The following is a 14,426-nucleotide window of genomic DNA, read 5'->3' as shown; positions in this document are numbered from 1 at the left end:
TCTTTGTCAAAGGTTCACAGATTGTTAAGTACCGTGGGTTAGCCATTTGGCATGAAACCTGCATTTTTGTTCATCGCCATCTTGTTCGGCCTTGCGGCTTGCAACACCCCTGGGCCGCATTTCAGGGGCCTGACTGCCACACGGATCGAAGTGGACGGATCGCTATTCGACGTGCGCATTCGGGGTGAAATGGCCGAAGCGATGCGCGTTAATCCGGAATACGCCCCCCGTTTCGGGCCAATCAGAAACCGTGCGGCGCTGGCGATGTTTGCGGTCAGCGGCTGCGAGGTCAGGGACGTCTTGGGCGATCAGGCATTGGCCACCGGCGTTCTGGATTGTCGCGGGAATGGGCTAAAGTCACGGCAAACGACCCCGCCAACCTGTGTGGAGGGGGCACCACGACTGACCAAAAATCATGACCCGCCGGTCCGAAAACTGTCCTGCATGGCCCCTGCTTAACGCAATATCTTGTGGATAAGCGGCGGTAGACGGCCTTCCCTAGAGTGTTTGGATTGACAGGGCGCGGCGGATCGCGCCAACTGGCGGACATTCTAGGAATCAGCCACACGAGGGACGTTTGCGGTTTTCAAAACTCAGACTGACGGGGTTTAAAAGCTTTGTTGATCCAACCGATCTGATCATCGCCGATGGTCTGACAGGTGTGGTCGGCCCCAACGGCTGTGGAAAATCCAACCTTCTTGAAGCCTTGCGTTGGGTGATGGGTGAAAACCGGCCCACAGCGATGCGGGGCGGCGGGATGGAAGACGTCATCTTTGCCGGTGCTTCGACCCGTCCGGCCCGCAATTTTGCCGAAGTGGCGTTGCATATTGATAACACCGAACGCCTGGCCCCTGCGGGGTTCAACGACACCGACCAGATCGAAATCATCAGGCGGATCACGCGCGATGTCGGCAGCGCCTATAAAGCGGCAGGCAAGGATGTACGGGCCCGCGATGTTCAGATGTTGTTCGCAGATGCTTCGACCGGGGCACATTCCCCCGCTTTGGTACGGCAGGGCCAGATTTCGGAACTGATCAACGCAAAGCCGAAAAACCGCCGCCGCATTCTGGAAGAGGCGGCAGGGATATCCGGCCTTTATGCCCGGCGTCACGAGGCCGAATTGAAACTGAACGGTGCCGAGACAAATCTGGCCCGTGTCGATGATGTGATTGAACAGCTTGCGGCGCAACTGGCGCAACTGGCCCGTCAAGCACGGCAGGCCGCCCGCTATCGTGAAATCGGCAATGACCTGCGGAAATCCGAAGGCATGTTGTTGTACCGCCGCTGGCGCGAAGCCGATGATGCGCGCGCCACTGCGGCGGATGAACTGCGTGCCCGCGTGACAGCGGCGGCGCAGGCTGAAGGCACGGTCCGCCAAGCAGCCAAAGCACGCCAGATCGCCGAAGATGCCTTGCCGCCGTTGCGCGAGGAAGATGCGATTGCCGCAGCGGTGCTTCAGCGGCTCGGGGTGCAGCGTGATACGCTTGCCGATCAGGAAGCCCGTGCGCAGGAAACCATTGACGCGCTGACCAAGCGGATTGCACAGCTTGCCCGCGACATAGAACGCGAAGCAGGGTTGAACCGCGATGCCGGTGAAACAATCGAGCGGCTTGAGTGGGAGGCGCGGGAACTTGCAAAAGCGGGCGCTGGCCATGGCGCTGCGTTGGAAGCCGCCGCCGAAGTTGCAAGCGAGGCGGCGTCGGTTCTGCAAGCGCAAGAAGCGGGATTGTCGGAGATGACCGAGGATGTGGCCCGGCTTGCGGCCCGTCACGGATCTGCGGAACGATTGCTGGGCGATAACCGGAAAACCCTGGCCAAGTCGGAGGCCGAGGCCGAGAAAGCGCGCGACGCTGTGGCACAAAGCAAGGCTGCGCTGGTCAAAGCCGCCGCTGATTTTGATCTTGCCACTCAAGCTGAGGCGGCCGCGACACAGCAGGCGACCGATGCCGAACAGGCGTTGAATGCAGCGGAGGAAGCCCGCGCCCAGACCCAAAGCCGCGAAGCTGACGCGCGCGCGGAGCGATCGGAAGCCGAAGGCGAGATGAACGCCTTGCGGGCGGAAGCGGGTGCGCTGGCCAAGCTGGTGGAACGGGACACGGCAGAGGGCGGCCAAATTCTGGACCGTTTGCAGGTCGAACACGGGTTTGAAAAAGCGCTTGGTGCTGCCTTGGCGGATGATCTGCGCGCCCCCCAAGTCGACGCGGATGGCCCCTCGGGCTGGGCGGTCTTGCCTGCCTATGACGTGGTGCAGCCCTTGCCTGATGGGGTGACAGCATTGACGGCGCATGTGTCATTGCCCGATGTTCTGGCCCGCCGGATGAGCCAGATCGGACTGGTCGAAGCCGATGATGGCCCGCGTTTGCAAGCTGCATTGAAGCCGGGGCAACGGCTGGTATCGCCCGAAGGGGATTTGTGGCGGTGGGACGGGTTCAGGGCCTGGGCCGAGGATGCGCCTTCGGCTGCCGCGCTAAGGTTGCAGCAAATCAACCGCTTGGAAGTATTGAAACAATCGCTGGAGCAAGCAAGCCAACGGGCAGACGGCGCGCGTGATGCCCATGATGCGTTGCAGCGCACCTTGGCCGCGCAAACGCTTGCGGACAAACAGGCCCGTGAGGCGCGGCGCGATGCCGACCGCGCAGTTGCGGATGCAGGCCGCGCCCTGAGCAGGGCTGAAGCCGATCGCAATCTTGCTCAGGGGCGGTTGGAAAGTCTGGGTCTGGCCGTATCGCGCCACGAGGAAGAGGCCATGGCCGGCCGCCAGCAGGTGATGGAGGCAGAGCGCGCGCTGGCCGATCTGGACGATGTGGCAGAGGCCCGCGAAGGCGTCGAGACATTGCGCATGAGCGTTGAGGGGGCACGGATTGCGATGATGTCGCGCCGGTCTGCCCATGACGAGTTGCGCCGCGAAGGCGATGCCCGCCTGAAGCGGTCGCAAGAAGTCACCAAGGAGCTGAGCGGTTGGCGGCATCGCCTTGAGACTGCGGAAAAGCGCAGCGCGGAGCTGGTGGACCGCAAAACCGGGTCCGAGGCCGAGCTGAAAGAAGCGAACGCGGCACCAGCCGAGATTGCCGCCAAGCGGGATGAGTTGACGGAGGCGATCACAATCGCAGATGCCCGCAAGGCTGAAGCCGCAGATCGTTTGTCGGTCGCGGAGGGGACGTTGCGCGAGGCGACGATAGCAGAGCGCGATGCAGAGCGCCTGGCCTCGGAGGCGCGGGAGGCCCGCGCGCGGTCCGAGGCGCGGGCGGATGCGGCCAAGGAAACCGTGGCCTATGCCGCAGAGCGGATTGCCGAAGACCAGCAAATGACGCCGAACCAATTGTTGACATCTCTGGACGTTGATCCTGACCAGATGCCGGCATCTGAGGCTTTGGAAACCGACGTGAACCGGCTCAAGCGTCAGCGGGAGGCATTGGGGGCGGTGAACCTGCGCGCCGAAGAAGACGCCCGTGAGGTTCAGGAAGAGCACGACAATCTTACAAAAGAAAAAGACGACCTGACCGAAGCGATCAAGACGTTGCGCAGTGGCATTTCGAGCCTGAACCGAGAGGGGCGCGAGCGGCTTTTGACGGCCTTCGAGCAGGTGAACAGCAATTTCACGATGTTGTTCCGACACCTGTTCAACGGTGGCGAGGCGAATTTGGTCATGGTCGAATCAGAGGACCCGCTTGAGGCAGGCCTGGAGATCATGTGCCAGCCACCGGGCAAAAAGCTGAGCACCTTGAGCTTGCTGTCTGGCGGAGAGCAAACCCTGACGGCGATGGCGCTGATCTTTGCGGTGTTCCTGGCCAACCCCGCACCGATCTGTGTGCTGGACGAAGTCGACGCCCCGCTGGATGATGCGAACGTAACGCGGTTTTGCGATTTGCTGGATGAAATGTGTCGTCAGACGAATACGCGGTTTTTGATTATCACCCATCACGCGGTCACGATGGCACGGATGGACCGCCTGTTTGGTGTCACCATGGCCGAACAAGGCGTCAGTCAGCTGGTATCGGTTGATTTGAAAAAGGCCGAAAAACTGGTCGCCTAGTTATTTGGCGCTGGCTGCCCTAGGGTGCTGGAATGCGTCTTTTGATCCTTTCGTTTTTCATCGTCTTTTCAACCTCTGCCGTGGCCCAGAATTGGGCGGAACGTCAGGGTGATGTGGTCTTATCTATGGATGAGATTACCGATCTGATATCAGGCAAGGTGCTTGGGTTCTATGATGACGGGCAGTCCAGTTACCGTGCGGATGGCGGGTACAGATATACTTACGCCAATGGCGATACGGCTGAGGGTCGGTTCACGGTCAAAGACGATGGCCGTGTTTGTGTGACATTCGAGAACGGGCGCAGCCGCTGCGACAGGTTCGTATCGAGCGGCGGGCGGATGACGCTTTTGACCGCGCAGGGCGACCGTTTCCCGGTCAAGCCGTGAGGCCCTAAAGCCCCGTCAAAAGCGTGATTGTGGGCCAGCCGTCGGCGGGCATGCCAAGGCGCTTTTGTTCTGCACGCACCGCGCTACGGGTTCCGGCCCCCAATATCCCGTCAATGGCACCAACATCATATCCTTTGGCACGCAGCTGGGTCTGGAGCTGTTTCATCTGATCGCTTGATAAACCCTGATCCGGATTTCCGGCCTCGTAAATCGGGGCACCCTTCAGGCGGTTTGCGAAATAGGCAGCGGTCAGAACGTAGGTAAAGCTTTGGTTCCATTCAAAATAGACGTTGAAATTGGGATAGGCCAAAAAAGTCGGCCCCTTGTGCCCTTGCGGCGAAAGAAGCGACGCTTGCAGGTTTTCCGCCAGCCCACCATCGCGCGCCGTCAGACCCAGTGCAGCCCATTCCGCCCCCGTCAATGTCGTCTCAAGCCCGCTGAGCGACCAGTCGAAACCGGCTGGTACAACGACTTCTTCAAGCCAGGGTTGGCCAGCCGTCCAGCCAAGGCTTTGCAGCATTTTGCCGCCAGACATCAGCGCATCCGCCACTGACGTTTTCAGGGATACCTGGCCATCCCCATCCCCGTCGATCCCGTTTTCAAGGATGTCTTTTGGCAGCATCTGGACCATCCCGATCTCGCCTGCCCAAGCGCCCGTTGTGGTGGCGGGATCAAACGCACCGCGTGCAAAAAGCTTGATTGCGGCAATGACCTGGGGGCGGAAAAGTTCGGGGCGGCGGCAGTCGTGGGCCAAGGTAACAAGCGCATTTGCGGTGTTGTTGTCGCCCTGAAAAGTGCCGTAATCGGTTTCGAACGCCCAAAACGCCAGCAGCACGCCGCGATCGATGCCAAATTCGGTTTCGACGCGGGTGAAAATGGCATCATGTTTTTGCCCGTTTGAAATGCCCCGGTTCAGGCGATCCGTCGAGATAAGCGCGCGGGAAAAGTCGATAAAGGGTTTTTGAAAAACCCCTTGCGCGCCATCCGCCCGCAACACTTCAGGGTCGTGGCGTACGGTTTGGAAAAACGCATCGGCTTGGGCGCTTGAAATCCCTTCGACGACGGCGTCGGCCTTCAGGCCTTGGATAAACGCGTTGAAATCACCGCCGCAGGGTGTTTCTGCTTGGGCTGTTGCCGCAGCGAGGGTCATACAGGCCCCCCAAAGTAATTCGCGCATAACCGTTTCCTTTTCAGCACTTCGCAATCCTGCTGAAAGTAGTATCGAAAACGAAGACGTCAAAACTTTGACCCGTATAGGGGCTAAGCGGGTCAATCGGGGGCCGGGTATGGGCAAAGGTATGCGCAGCACGACAAGCATGCATCGTGCTGGCATGGTGTTTTCGAACTAGCCCCGCCCGTGTGGTGCAGTGAAATCCAGTGCCGGATTGATCGGGATGATCCGGTTGGGGTTAATCGTATCGTGGCTATAGTGATAATGGCGCACGATGTGGTCCATCTTGACGGTGTCAGCGACGCCGGGCGTTTGATACAATTCGCGGGTGTAGGCCCAAAGGTGCGGGTAATCGACGATCCGTCTGCGATTACATTTGAAATGCAGATGGTAGACATTGTCGAAGCGCACCAAGGTGGTGAATAGCCGCCAGTCGGCTTCTGTCAGCGTGTCACCGGCGAGATATTTTTGGGTGGCAAGAATGTCTTCGATCCAGTCGAGGCTTTCGAAAAGAGGATGGACCGCATCGTCATAGGCGTCTTGTGTCGTGGCAAAGCCGCATTTGTAGACGCCGTTGTTCACCGTGTCATACACACGGTCGTTGACCGTCTCGATCCGGCTGCGCAGGTGTTCAGGCCAGAAATCGGCGGTGTTACCGGTGATCCCGTCAAAAGCACTGTTGAGCATACGGATGATTTCGGAGGATTCGTTGGAAACGATGGTTTCGTTGATTTTGTCCCACAAGATCGGAACCGTCACGCGGCCGCTGAACTTGGGGTCCGCGCGGGTATAGATGTCGCGGGCATAGGGCAGGTCATACAAGGCGTCACCTGTGGCACCGGGAAAACCGGTGTCAAAGGTCCAGCCTTCACCCAGCATTTCAGGATGTACGGCAGAAATGGATATATGGTCCTCGAGCCCTTTGAGAGCGCGGAAAATCAGCGCGCGGTGCGCCCAGGGACAGGCATAGCTGACATAAAGATGGTAGCGCCCGCTTTCGGCTTTGAACCCGCTGTCGCCGCTGGGGCCGGCACTGCCGTCCGACGTCACCCAATTGCGAAACTTTGCAGCCGAGCGTTCGAATTTCCCGCCGGTTGCGCTCGTATCGTACCATTGGTCTTTCCAGACGCCATCTACCAAAAGTCCCATTGATCACTCCTTTACCTTGAGAGGCTAAACTAACGGTCACTGGGAATAAGAACACCGGTATGAATGCACATCAGCCCTGCAAAGATGCACCACATTAATCTTTTTGGGCACATCGGTTGATTTCATCCTGTATCACGTCATTCTGTTTAAAAACGGGGGGTAAGATGGAAATTTCACTATCAAAGGATATTCAAGCCGGCCTTGATGCTGCGCGTCTGCAAAGCCTGCGCAAGGCGTCCAGATTGCGAATCGATGTGGATGGAACCCGGCATCAGGTGCTGCGCCATTGGAGCACCGGTTTCTCGATGGACGCCAAAACCGCCCCAAAATTGCGCGGTCTGGTTGATCTCTATGATGGGTCGATCCACTTGCTTCAATGCCTGGTTGTCGCCACCCAAGAGGAAAGCGGCGAGATGCAGTTCGAATTCAAACGCGCCACCAAAGTATCCGAGAAAGCGGCGCTTGATTTTGAACGGGCATCCGACGCGCCCGTGGCTTTGATTGCCATGGACGCACCGGTTTAGGTTACTGAAGGTCGCTGAACGCCTCGCGCAGTCGGGTGCAGGCTTCCTCCACCCGTGCGCGCGGGGTGGCGATGTTGAAGCGCATGAACGTCTCGCCGCCTTTGCCAAAGGTCGGGCCGTGGTTGGCGGCGATTTCGGCGTTTTGTTCGACCCTTTTGGTGAATTCTGACGGGTCCATGCCTGTCCCTTCGAAATCAACCCAAGCCAGATAGGTTGATTCCAGCGGCATCGACTGCAAGCCGGGAATGGAATTGACCGTCGCGTCGAAAATTCTGCGGTTGTCATCCAGATAGGCGACCAGTTCATCGACCCATGCGGCCCCTTCAGGCGAATAGGCCGCAGTCGCCATCACCAGACCGAATGAATTTGGCGACACCCCCATTGCGTTCATACGTGCTGCAAAGGTCGCGCGTAGCGCGGGGTCGGGGATGATCACATTGCCCGAATGGCTGCCCGCGATGTTGAAGGTTTTTGTTGTCGCGGTCATCATCACCAGACGATCCTGCACATCGTCGATCAGTGCCATCGGAGTATGTTTCGTGCCGGGGAAAACCAGATCGTGATGGATTTCGTCTGAAACCAGCACCAGATCGTGACGCTTGGCAAAGGCTGCGACCTGCGCCAGTTCGTCCTTTGTCCAGACGCGGCCACCGGGGTTATGCGGCGAGCAGAACACCAGCATGGTTTCGTTGCCGGTCATTTGCGCGTCATAGGCATCGAAATCCAGCGTGTAGCGGCCTTTGTTGTTGACCAGTTCGCATTCGACAACCTTGCGACCCGCAGCCGAGATAACCCGCGCAAAAGCGTGATAAACCGGCGTGAAAAGCACCACCCCGTCGCCGGGCTTGGTAAAGGCATCGACGCACATGGATGTACCGTTCACCAACCCATGTGTTGTGAAAATCCAGTCTTGATCGACTTTCCAGCCGTGACGGTTTTCCATCCACCACTGGATCGCGGCCAGATATTTGCTGTCATCCCCGAAATAGCCGTAAACACCATGATCCAGCATCCCTTGCAGGGCGTTTTGCACGACCGCAGGCGGGCGGAAATCCATATCAGCGACCCACATGGCAATACCTGTGTCTGCGGGCACGCCATAGATCGGCTCCATCTTGTCCCATTTCGCGCAATGGGTCCCGCGGCGGTCGATGATTTCGTCAAAATCCATGGGTCGCTCCTGATATATTTTGGCGATACGCTAAACGTAATCTGCCTGACCGCAAGCCCTGAGGTTGCAGCGGGCCACGGGTTACCCTAAATCAACTTCATGAAACGCAATATCCTTCTTCACCCCGATCCTCGTCTGAAAAAGCTCTGCGCGCCTGTCACTGATATGACAGACGAATTGCGCAGCTTGGCTGATGATATGCTGGCAACCATGTATGATGCACCGGGCATCGGCCTTGCTGCACCCCAAGTGGGTGTGCTGGACCGCTTGATCGTGATGGATTGCGTCAAGGAAGAAGGCGAGCCCTCACGCCCGTTGATCATGTTCAACCCCGAAGTCATCGCGGCCTCGGATGATCTGAACACCTACGAGGAAGGGTGTTTGTCGATCCCCGATCAATACGCGGATGTGACCCGGCCAGCCGAGGTTGACGTGCGTTGGATCGACCGCGACGGCAAGGAACATACCGAGACATTCAGCAAGCTTTGGGCGACCTGTGTGCAGCACGAGATTGATCACCTGGATGGCAAGCTGTTCATCGATTACCTCAAGCCGTTGAAGCGTCAGATGATCACCCGCAAGATGACCAAGCTCAAACGCGAACTGGCCCGCGGATGAGCGTGCTGGACATCGTCATCTGGCCGGATGCGCGGTTGACGCAGATTTGTCAGCCGGTCGACGCGATCACGCCCGAAATTGAGCGGTTGATGGCTGACATGTTCGACACGATGTATGACGCGCCCGGGCGTGGCTTGGCGGCCCCGCAGGTGGGCCGGACCGAACGTATTTTCGTGTTTGATGCGAACTGGAAAGACGGCACGCCGACGCCGATCGCATGTGTGAACCCTGAAATTATCGCCCTGTCCGAGGATCGTCTGACCGGAGAGGAAGGGTGCCTGTCTATCCCCGGTGTCCCGATGGACATCGCGCGTGCGGCCCAAGTTACCCTGCGGTGGACCGACCTTGAGGGCACCCACGAGCGTAGCTTTACCGGAGCCGAGGCCGTGATCATCCAGCATGAATACGACCATCTGGATGGCATCGTGATCTATGACCGTGTTGAAAAGGATGCCGCCCGATGACGGTTCGCAAGATCGTGCCATGGCCCAATGTCTGCCTGCGCACAGCTGCGGCTGACGTCACCGAGATTACGGATGAAATCCGCAGTCTTTGGGATGATATGATTGATACGATGGATGCCATGCCCGGTGTCGGTCTTGCGGCGACGCAGATCGGGGTGATGTTGCGCGTTGCTGTGGTCGATGCATCGCAGGGGCGCAACAAGCGGATCAGGCTGGCTAACCCCGAGGTGCTGGATGCCTCTGCCATCATGAACGAACATGACGAGGCCAGTCCGAATCTGCCCGGTGTATCGGCCAAGGTGAAACGCCCGCGTGGCGTGACGGTGCGCTATCTTGATGAAAACGGCGTTGTGACACGCCGCGATTTTGTGGGCCTCGAGGCGACCAGCGTGCAGCACCAGATCGACCATCTGGCCGGCAAGATGTATTTCGATAATCTAAGCAAAACCCGCCGGGATATGGTGCTGCGCAAGGCGCGGAAATTCAAAGGATAGCCACATGCGCGTGATCTTTATGGGGACGCCTGAATTTTCAGTGCCGGTTCTGGATGCATTGGTATTGGCGGGTCACGAGGTCGTTTGCGTTTACTGCCAGCCGCCGCGCCCTGCGGGACGTGGCAAGAAAGATCGCCCCAGCCCCGTGCAAAGCCGGGCCGAGGTTTTGGGCCTACCCGTGCGCCATCCCGTTTCGCTGAAAACGCCCGAAGCACAGGCGGAATTTGCTGCGTTGAACGCGGATGTTGCCGTGGTGGTTGCCTATGGGCTGATCCTGCCGCAGGCGATCCTTGATGCGCCGGCGCAGGGCTGTCTGAACATTCATGCCAGCCTTTTGCCGCGCTGGCGGGGGGCGGCACCCATTCACCGTGCGATCATGGCGGGCGATGCCGAAACCGGCGTTTGCATCATGCAGATGGAGGCCGGTCTGGACACAGGCCCCGTCATCTTGCGCGAAGCGACCCCGATCCGGACAACGGAAACAACGATCCAGTTGCATGACCGGCTGAGCGAAATGGGCGCGCGGTTGATCGTGGATGCTTTGGCTCGGCTGCCTGATCTTGCGCCGGAAAAACAGCCCGAAGACGGCGTGACCTATGCCGCCAAGATCGACAAATCAGAGGCGCATATCGACTGGACCAAGCCAGCGATTGAGGTCGACCGGCTGATCCGTGGCTTGTCACCCTTTCCAGGGGCGTGGTTCGATCTGGAGGGCACGCGCATCAAAGTATTGGGGTCGTCGCTTGCCCAGGGCAGCGGTGCCGCGGGCGAGGTACTGGACCGTACCCTGCGGATTGCCTGCGGCGAGGGTGCTGTGCAACTGACACGCTTGCAACGCGCGGGCAAAGCAGCGCAAGATATCGATGTATTCCAGCAAGGTGCGCAAATCGCGCCGGGCACGATTTTGGGCAAAGGATAGCCAGATGTTTCCATCCATGATCGGTACTGTCGTGATCGCCGGGATCGTCGGCTATCTGGCGGAAAAGTCGGGTTTTACCCGCAACGGCATTCTGGCGTCGATCATCATTTGTGTGGGCGGGGCGTTCTTGTTCTACTTTGTGCGCCTGATGTTCGGCTTTGGGTTCAATTCTCCCGGGGTGAATGCGATTGTGTCGTCCATCGGCGCATTGATCATTGTGCCTTTTCACTGGCGTCGCAAATAGGTTTAGACGCGGGGCGGACGGCTTTTGTAGACGGGCAGGTTCCACCCGAAATACAGTGACCCTGCGCGCAAGACCCATGTCACACAGGCCCCTGCAAAAAGCGCTATGGCATCGTCGCCAACAAAGCTGCGAGTGACGACAGCCGTGGCAGACCCTGCAAAGGCTGCCGTGACATAAAGCTCACCTTGGGTCAGAACCAGTGGCACTTCGCCTACCACCACATCACGCATGAGGCCGCCCATGCAGCCGGTGATCATGCCCATCAGCACCACGATCGTTGGCGATTGATCCAGCGACAAAGCCACACCGGCCCCCGCTGCAACGGCGACCGCCAGCGCGAAACTGTCCAGCCAGATCAAGGTGCGATAGCGGCTTTCAAGCAGATGCGCGGTAAAGAAGACGACCATTGAGGCAAAGGCGGCAACCCCCAGATAGGTCGGGTTGTCGATCCAGAAGATCGGGTTGCGGTCCAGCAACAGGTCGCGCAGCGTGCCGCCACCCAAAGCGGTCAGACATGCGATAAACGCAAATCCCACCAGATCAAGCTGGGCGCGGCTGGCGACCAAGGCACCGGTGATCGCAAAGACCAGAACCGACGCGTAATCAAGAAGGCTGATCAGGCTCATTTGCCTTTGAACGGGGCCATGCCCGCCCTTGCCAGTTCATCGGCACGTTCGTTTTCGGGATGGCCCGCGTGGCCCTTGACCCATTCCCACGTCACCTTGTGGCTTGCGTTGGCCGCATCCAGACGTTGCCACAGCTCGGCGTTTTTGACGGGCTTTTTAGCAGCGTTCTTCCAGCCGTTTTTCTTCCAGCCGTAGATCCAGCCGGTGATGCCATTTTTGACATAGTTGCTGTCGGTCACGATGGTGATTTCCGTGGAACGCGCCAGTGCCTCAAGCGCGCTGATCGCGGCCATCAATTCCATCCGGTTGTTGGTGGTGTTGGCTTCGCCGCCCTTAAGCTCGCGTTCCTTGATGATTTTTCCGTCTTCGATTGCGCGCATCAAGACGCCCCAGCCGCCGGGGCCGGGATTACCTGAACAGGCCCCATCGGTGTATGCAATCAGTTTCGCCATGCGCGCAGGCATAGCCAGTCTGCATCGGTGCCGTCCAGCCCCTTATCGCATCCTTTTGCATGGTCTTTCACAATCAGCCCCGCATCGGCGATCAGCCCTGTCAATTCGTCTTGGGTGAAATAGGTGTATAGCCTGCCAAGCGCGTCCCGACCGGACCCGGTGCCGGTTTTCACGGCGATATGAAAAACACCGTTGGGGCGCAGGGCCTTTGCGATGTTTGACAGATGGCGCGGCATCTCGCTGCGCGGTGCATGGAGCAAGCTGAAGTTGGCCCATATCCCGTCATAAAGACCGGTGCCTGTCAGATCATCAAAGCTGGCAACCCTGGCGGTAACGCCGGTCTTTTGTGCCGCAAGTTCGACCATTTCCGGTACCGGATCCGTCGCGGTGACCGTAAGGCCAGCAAGGGCCATTTGTTCTGCTGCAATCCCCGGACCGCAGCCCAGATCCAGAACAGCGCCACCGGGTTTTACGGCGTCAATAAACGCGCGCAGTTGCGGATCGCGGGCAAGATTCCGGGTGACTTCGGCATATTCCAGCGCTTTGGCCGCATAAACGCCAAGGGTCTCAGGATCGCTCACAGAAATACGCCAGTGGCGAGGCAGATCAGGACGATTGCCGTCAGCAACACGCGCAGTTTCATCCACCATTCAGGGGCAAGCCCCCACCGCCAGAATGCGAAATCCAGCACCAGCAATCCCGCGAAGCCGAACATCAGGTTCATGCCCGCGCCCACAGGGCCGCCACCGGTCATGAAAAACGCCCAGAGTGCCGGAATGACGGCAAGGGTGTAACCTGTCGCCGCCTGCGCGCCATCGGCTTTGGTTGCAAAACCCCACAACACGCCAGACATGAAAGACAGGATCACAGCGCCATAGAAAAGCTGGATATAGGGGCCAACAAATCGACCGCCCAGATTATCGGCGGCCCATGTGGCAAGCGGTTCGTTCACCACGGTCAGCGCACCCCAGATGAAGGGGGTCAGCCCGGCAAGGCCCAGGATCAGCGGGGCGCGGGGAATGGTCATCATGCGGGCACCCGAAGCACGCGGGGGACTTTGAATTCGACATTCTCGATCGCGGTCTCAATCAGTTCTTCGGTGACGGCATAGCGCGACTTAAAGGCGTCGATGACCTCGTTGATCAACACTTCGGGGGCCGAAGCACCGGCAGTGATCCCGATGCTTTTGATCCCGTCCAGCGCCCGCCAGTCAATGTCATCGGCCCGTTGCACAAGCTGGGCATAGGAACAGCCGGCGCGCGCGCCGACTTCGACCAAGCGTTTGGAGTTGCTGGAGTTCGGGGCCCCAACCACCAGCATCGCATCGCATTTGGGTGCCATCGCCTTTACCGCTTCCTGGCGGTTGGTCGTGGCATAGCAGATGTCTTCTTTGTGCGGGCCGACGATGGCAGGGAAACGCGCGTTCAGCGCTGCCACGATATCGGCGGTGTCGTCGACGCTCAGGGTTGTCTGTGTGACATAGGCCAGTTTCAGCGGATCGCGGACCTGAACCTTGGCGACGTCTTGCGGGGTTTCGACCAGCAGCACCTCGCCTTCGGGCAACTGGCCCATCGTTCCAACGGTTTCGGGATGCCCCTCGTGACCGATCATGATCATCTGAAGCCCCGCATCCGAATGACGTTGCGCTTCGATGTGGACCTTGCTGACCAAGGGGCAGGTGGCGTCGACAAAGACCATGTTGCGGGCTTGTGCGGCATTGGGGACCGATTTTGGCACGCCGTGCGCCGAAAAGATCACCGGACGGTCGTCGGGGCATTCGGACAGTTCCTCGACGAAAACCGCCCCCTTGTCGCGCAAACCGTCGACGACAAATTTGTTATGAACGATTTCATGGCGGACATAGACAGGCGCGCCCCATTTTTCGATCGCCATCTCAACAATCTTGATGGCGCGGTCCACGCCTGCGCAAAACCCGCGCGGGGCTGCCAGATAAAGGGTCAGCGGTGCTTTTGACATGTCCAGCTCCTTGGTTCGCACGTTAGATAAGTGTTGAGGGCATCTTCGTCCAGACCGCGAGGGGACGGGGCCGCGCCGCAATCGCGGCACTGGTAAAAAACCAACAGTGATCCTGCGCGATAGGCCACTTCGCACAAGCGCGGCTTTGTACGGCAAAGGCATCCCCCAAAAAAGGGGATCAGACGAATCAGAAAATAT

17 protein-coding genes are annotated in these 14,426 nt (G+C 58.9%); 9 read left to right on the top strand and 8 right to left on the bottom strand.

The features are described 5' to 3' along the window. The first annotated feature begins 51 nt into the window (after nt 1-51). The 3 genes from HGT1_RS14840 (at nt 52) to HGT1_RS14830 (ending at nt 4,419) form a co-directional block, all read left to right on the top strand. Nucleotides 52-459 (top strand): hypothetical protein, encoded by a 408-nt coding sequence (locus HGT1_RS14840; RefSeq protein ID WP_255200217.1) that lies wholly within the window; start codon nt 52-54, stop codon nt 457-459. A 118-nt stretch (nt 460-577) separates the two neighbouring features. Continuing rightward, nucleotides 578-4,033, top strand: a complete 3,456-nt coding sequence (smc, locus tag HGT1_RS14835) for a chromosome segregation protein SMC (RefSeq protein ID WP_176250723.1) — start codon at nt 578-580, stop codon at nt 4,031-4,033. 32 nt (nt 4,034-4,065) lie between these two features. Then, nucleotides 4,066-4,419, top strand: a complete 354-nt coding sequence (locus HGT1_RS14830) for a hypothetical protein (protein WP_176250722.1) — start codon at nt 4,066-4,068, stop codon at nt 4,417-4,419. 4 nt (nt 4,420-4,423) lie between these two features. Here HGT1_RS14830 and HGT1_RS14825 read toward each other — a convergent pair whose 3' ends face one another. Both HGT1_RS14825 and HGT1_RS14820 read right to left on the bottom strand, forming a co-directional pair. Further along, a complete protein-coding gene (locus tag HGT1_RS14825; protein WP_176250721.1) occupies nt 4,424-5,596 on the bottom strand; it encodes a lytic murein transglycosylase in 1,173 nt (390 codons plus the stop codon). Nucleotides 5,597-5,764: 168 nt separating this feature from the next. After that, entirely contained in the window at nt 5,765-6,739 is a 975-nt protein-coding gene (locus tag HGT1_RS14820) for a glutathione S-transferase family protein (RefSeq protein WP_176250720.1), read from the bottom strand. A gap of 164 nt (nt 6,740-6,903) precedes the next feature. Between HGT1_RS14820 and HGT1_RS14815 the strand changes: the two genes are divergently transcribed. After that, nucleotides 6,904-7,263 (top strand): hypothetical protein, encoded by a 360-nt coding sequence (locus tag HGT1_RS14815; RefSeq protein WP_176250719.1) that lies wholly within the window; start codon nt 6,904-6,906, stop codon nt 7,261-7,263. Between the two features lies 1 nt (nt 7,264). Here the strand turns inward: HGT1_RS14815 and HGT1_RS14810 are convergent, their stop codons facing one another. Continuing rightward, complete coding sequence (locus tag HGT1_RS14810; protein ID WP_176250718.1) at nt 7,265-8,434, bottom strand: MalY/PatB family protein; 1,170 nt, start codon at nt 8,432-8,434, stop codon at nt 7,265-7,267. 99 nt (nt 8,435-8,533) lie between these two features. Between HGT1_RS14810 and def (HGT1_RS14805) the strand changes: the two genes are divergently transcribed. Genes def (HGT1_RS14805) through HGT1_RS14785 form a run of 5 tightly spaced genes read left to right on the top strand, consistent with a single transcriptional unit; the run spans nt 8,534 to nt 11,173 of the window. Continuing rightward, complete coding sequence (gene def, locus HGT1_RS14805; protein WP_176250717.1) at nt 8,534-9,052, top strand: peptide deformylase; 519 nt, start codon at nt 8,534-8,536, stop codon at nt 9,050-9,052. Next, nucleotides 9,049-9,516, top strand: a complete 468-nt coding sequence (def, locus tag HGT1_RS14800; protein ID WP_176250716.1) for a peptide deformylase — start codon at nt 9,049-9,051, stop codon at nt 9,514-9,516. Before def (HGT1_RS14805) ends, def (HGT1_RS14800) begins: the two co-directional genes overlap by 4 nt. Further along, a complete protein-coding gene (def, locus tag HGT1_RS14795) occupies nt 9,513-10,010 on the top strand; it encodes a peptide deformylase (protein WP_176250715.1) in 498 nt (165 codons plus the stop codon). Before def (HGT1_RS14800) ends, def (HGT1_RS14795) begins: the two co-directional genes overlap by 4 nt. 4 nt (nt 10,011-10,014) lie before the next feature. Next, a complete protein-coding gene (gene fmt, locus HGT1_RS14790) occupies nt 10,015-10,929 on the top strand; it encodes a methionyl-tRNA formyltransferase (protein WP_176250714.1) in 915 nt (304 codons plus the stop codon). A 4-nt stretch (nt 10,930-10,933) separates the two neighbouring features. After that, the gene (locus HGT1_RS14785; protein WP_176250713.1) at nt 10,934-11,173 is read left to right on the top strand and encodes a hypothetical protein; all 240 of its coding nucleotides are present in this window, start codon (nt 10,934-10,936) and stop codon (nt 11,171-11,173) included. A gap of 2 nt (nt 11,174-11,175) precedes the next feature. Here HGT1_RS14785 and HGT1_RS14780 read toward each other — a convergent pair whose 3' ends face one another. From HGT1_RS14780 to ispH, 5 genes are read right to left on the bottom strand one after another with little or no spacing between them, the layout of a single operon-like run. Continuing rightward, nucleotides 11,176-11,799 carry a trimeric intracellular cation channel family protein gene (locus HGT1_RS14780; protein ID WP_176250712.1) on the bottom strand — a complete coding sequence of 208 codons (624 nt, stop codon included), beginning with the start codon at nt 11,797-11,799 and terminating at the stop codon, nt 11,176-11,178. After that, entirely contained in the window at nt 11,796-12,251 is a 456-nt protein-coding gene (gene rnhA / locus HGT1_RS14775) for a ribonuclease HI (RefSeq protein ID WP_176250835.1), read from the bottom strand. The genes HGT1_RS14780 and rnhA overlap by 4 nt, the downstream gene beginning before the upstream one ends. Then, nucleotides 12,239-12,832: a bifunctional 2-polyprenyl-6-hydroxyphenol methylase/3-demethylubiquinol 3-O-methyltransferase UbiG gene (locus HGT1_RS14770; RefSeq protein ID WP_176250711.1), complete on the bottom strand. Its 594-nt coding sequence runs from the start codon at nt 12,830-12,832 to the stop codon at nt 12,239-12,241. The genes rnhA and HGT1_RS14770 overlap by 13 nt, the downstream gene beginning before the upstream one ends. Further along, nucleotides 12,829-13,281 (bottom strand): DUF3429 domain-containing protein, encoded by a 453-nt coding sequence (locus tag HGT1_RS14765; RefSeq protein WP_176250710.1) that lies wholly within the window; start codon nt 13,279-13,281, stop codon nt 12,829-12,831. The genes HGT1_RS14770 and HGT1_RS14765 overlap by 4 nt, the downstream gene beginning before the upstream one ends. Further along, nucleotides 13,278-14,228, bottom strand: coding sequence for a 4-hydroxy-3-methylbut-2-enyl diphosphate reductase (gene ispH / locus HGT1_RS14760; RefSeq protein WP_176250709.1), 951 nt, complete (start codon nt 14,226-14,228; stop codon nt 13,278-13,280). Before ispH ends, HGT1_RS14765 begins: the two co-directional genes overlap by 4 nt. Nucleotides 14,229-14,426 lie beyond the last annotated feature (198 nt).

This window comes from Sulfitobacter sp. HGT1, from assembly GCF_013282155.1.
Taxonomy (GTDB): Bacteria; Pseudomonadota; Alphaproteobacteria; order Rhodobacterales; family Rhodobacteraceae; genus Sulfitobacter.
Note: the sequence above shows the minus strand (reverse complement) of the source record. Positions and strands in the feature narration are given on the sequence as shown.

Coding starts and splice junctions, on each gene's coding strand:
- ispH (WP_176250709.1), bottom strand. CDS start 14,228: ATGTCAAAAGCACCGCTGACCCTTTATCTGGCAGCCCCGCGCGGGTTT.
- HGT1_RS14780 (WP_176250712.1), bottom strand. CDS start 11,799: ATGAGCCTGATCAGCCTTCTTGATTACGCGTCGGTTCTGGTCTTTGCG.
- fmt (WP_176250714.1), top strand. CDS start 10,015: ATGCGCGTGATCTTTATGGGGACGCCTGAATTTTCAGTGCCGGTTCTG.
- def (WP_176250717.1), top strand. CDS start 8,534: ATGAAACGCAATATCCTTCTTCACCCCGATCCTCGTCTGAAAAAGCTC.
- HGT1_RS14785 (WP_176250713.1), top strand. CDS start 10,934: ATGTTTCCATCCATGATCGGTACTGTCGTGATCGCCGGGATCGTCGGC.
- HGT1_RS14810 (WP_176250718.1), bottom strand. CDS start 8,434: ATGGATTTTGACGAAATCATCGACCGCCGCGGGACCCATTGCGCGAAA.
- HGT1_RS14765 (WP_176250710.1), bottom strand. CDS start 13,281: ATGATGACCATTCCCCGCGCCCCGCTGATCCTGGGCCTTGCCGGGCTG.
- def (WP_176250716.1), top strand. CDS start 9,049: ATGAGCGTGCTGGACATCGTCATCTGGCCGGATGCGCGGTTGACGCAG.
- HGT1_RS14815 (WP_176250719.1), top strand. CDS start 6,904: ATGGAAATTTCACTATCAAAGGATATTCAAGCCGGCCTTGATGCTGCG.
- HGT1_RS14830 (WP_176250722.1), top strand. CDS start 4,066: ATGCGTCTTTTGATCCTTTCGTTTTTCATCGTCTTTTCAACCTCTGCC.
- HGT1_RS14840 (WP_255200217.1), top strand. CDS start 52: ATGAAACCTGCATTTTTGTTCATCGCCATCTTGTTCGGCCTTGCGGCT.
- HGT1_RS14820 (WP_176250720.1), bottom strand. CDS start 6,739: ATGGGACTTTTGGTAGATGGCGTCTGGAAAGACCAATGGTACGATACG.
- HGT1_RS14825 (WP_176250721.1), bottom strand. CDS start 5,596: ATGCGCGAATTACTTTGGGGGGCCTGTATGACCCTCGCTGCGGCAACA.
- rnhA (WP_176250835.1), bottom strand. CDS start 12,251: ATGGCGAAACTGATTGCATACACCGATGGGGCCTGTTCAGGTAATCCC.
- def (WP_176250715.1), top strand. CDS start 9,513: ATGACGGTTCGCAAGATCGTGCCATGGCCCAATGTCTGCCTGCGCACA.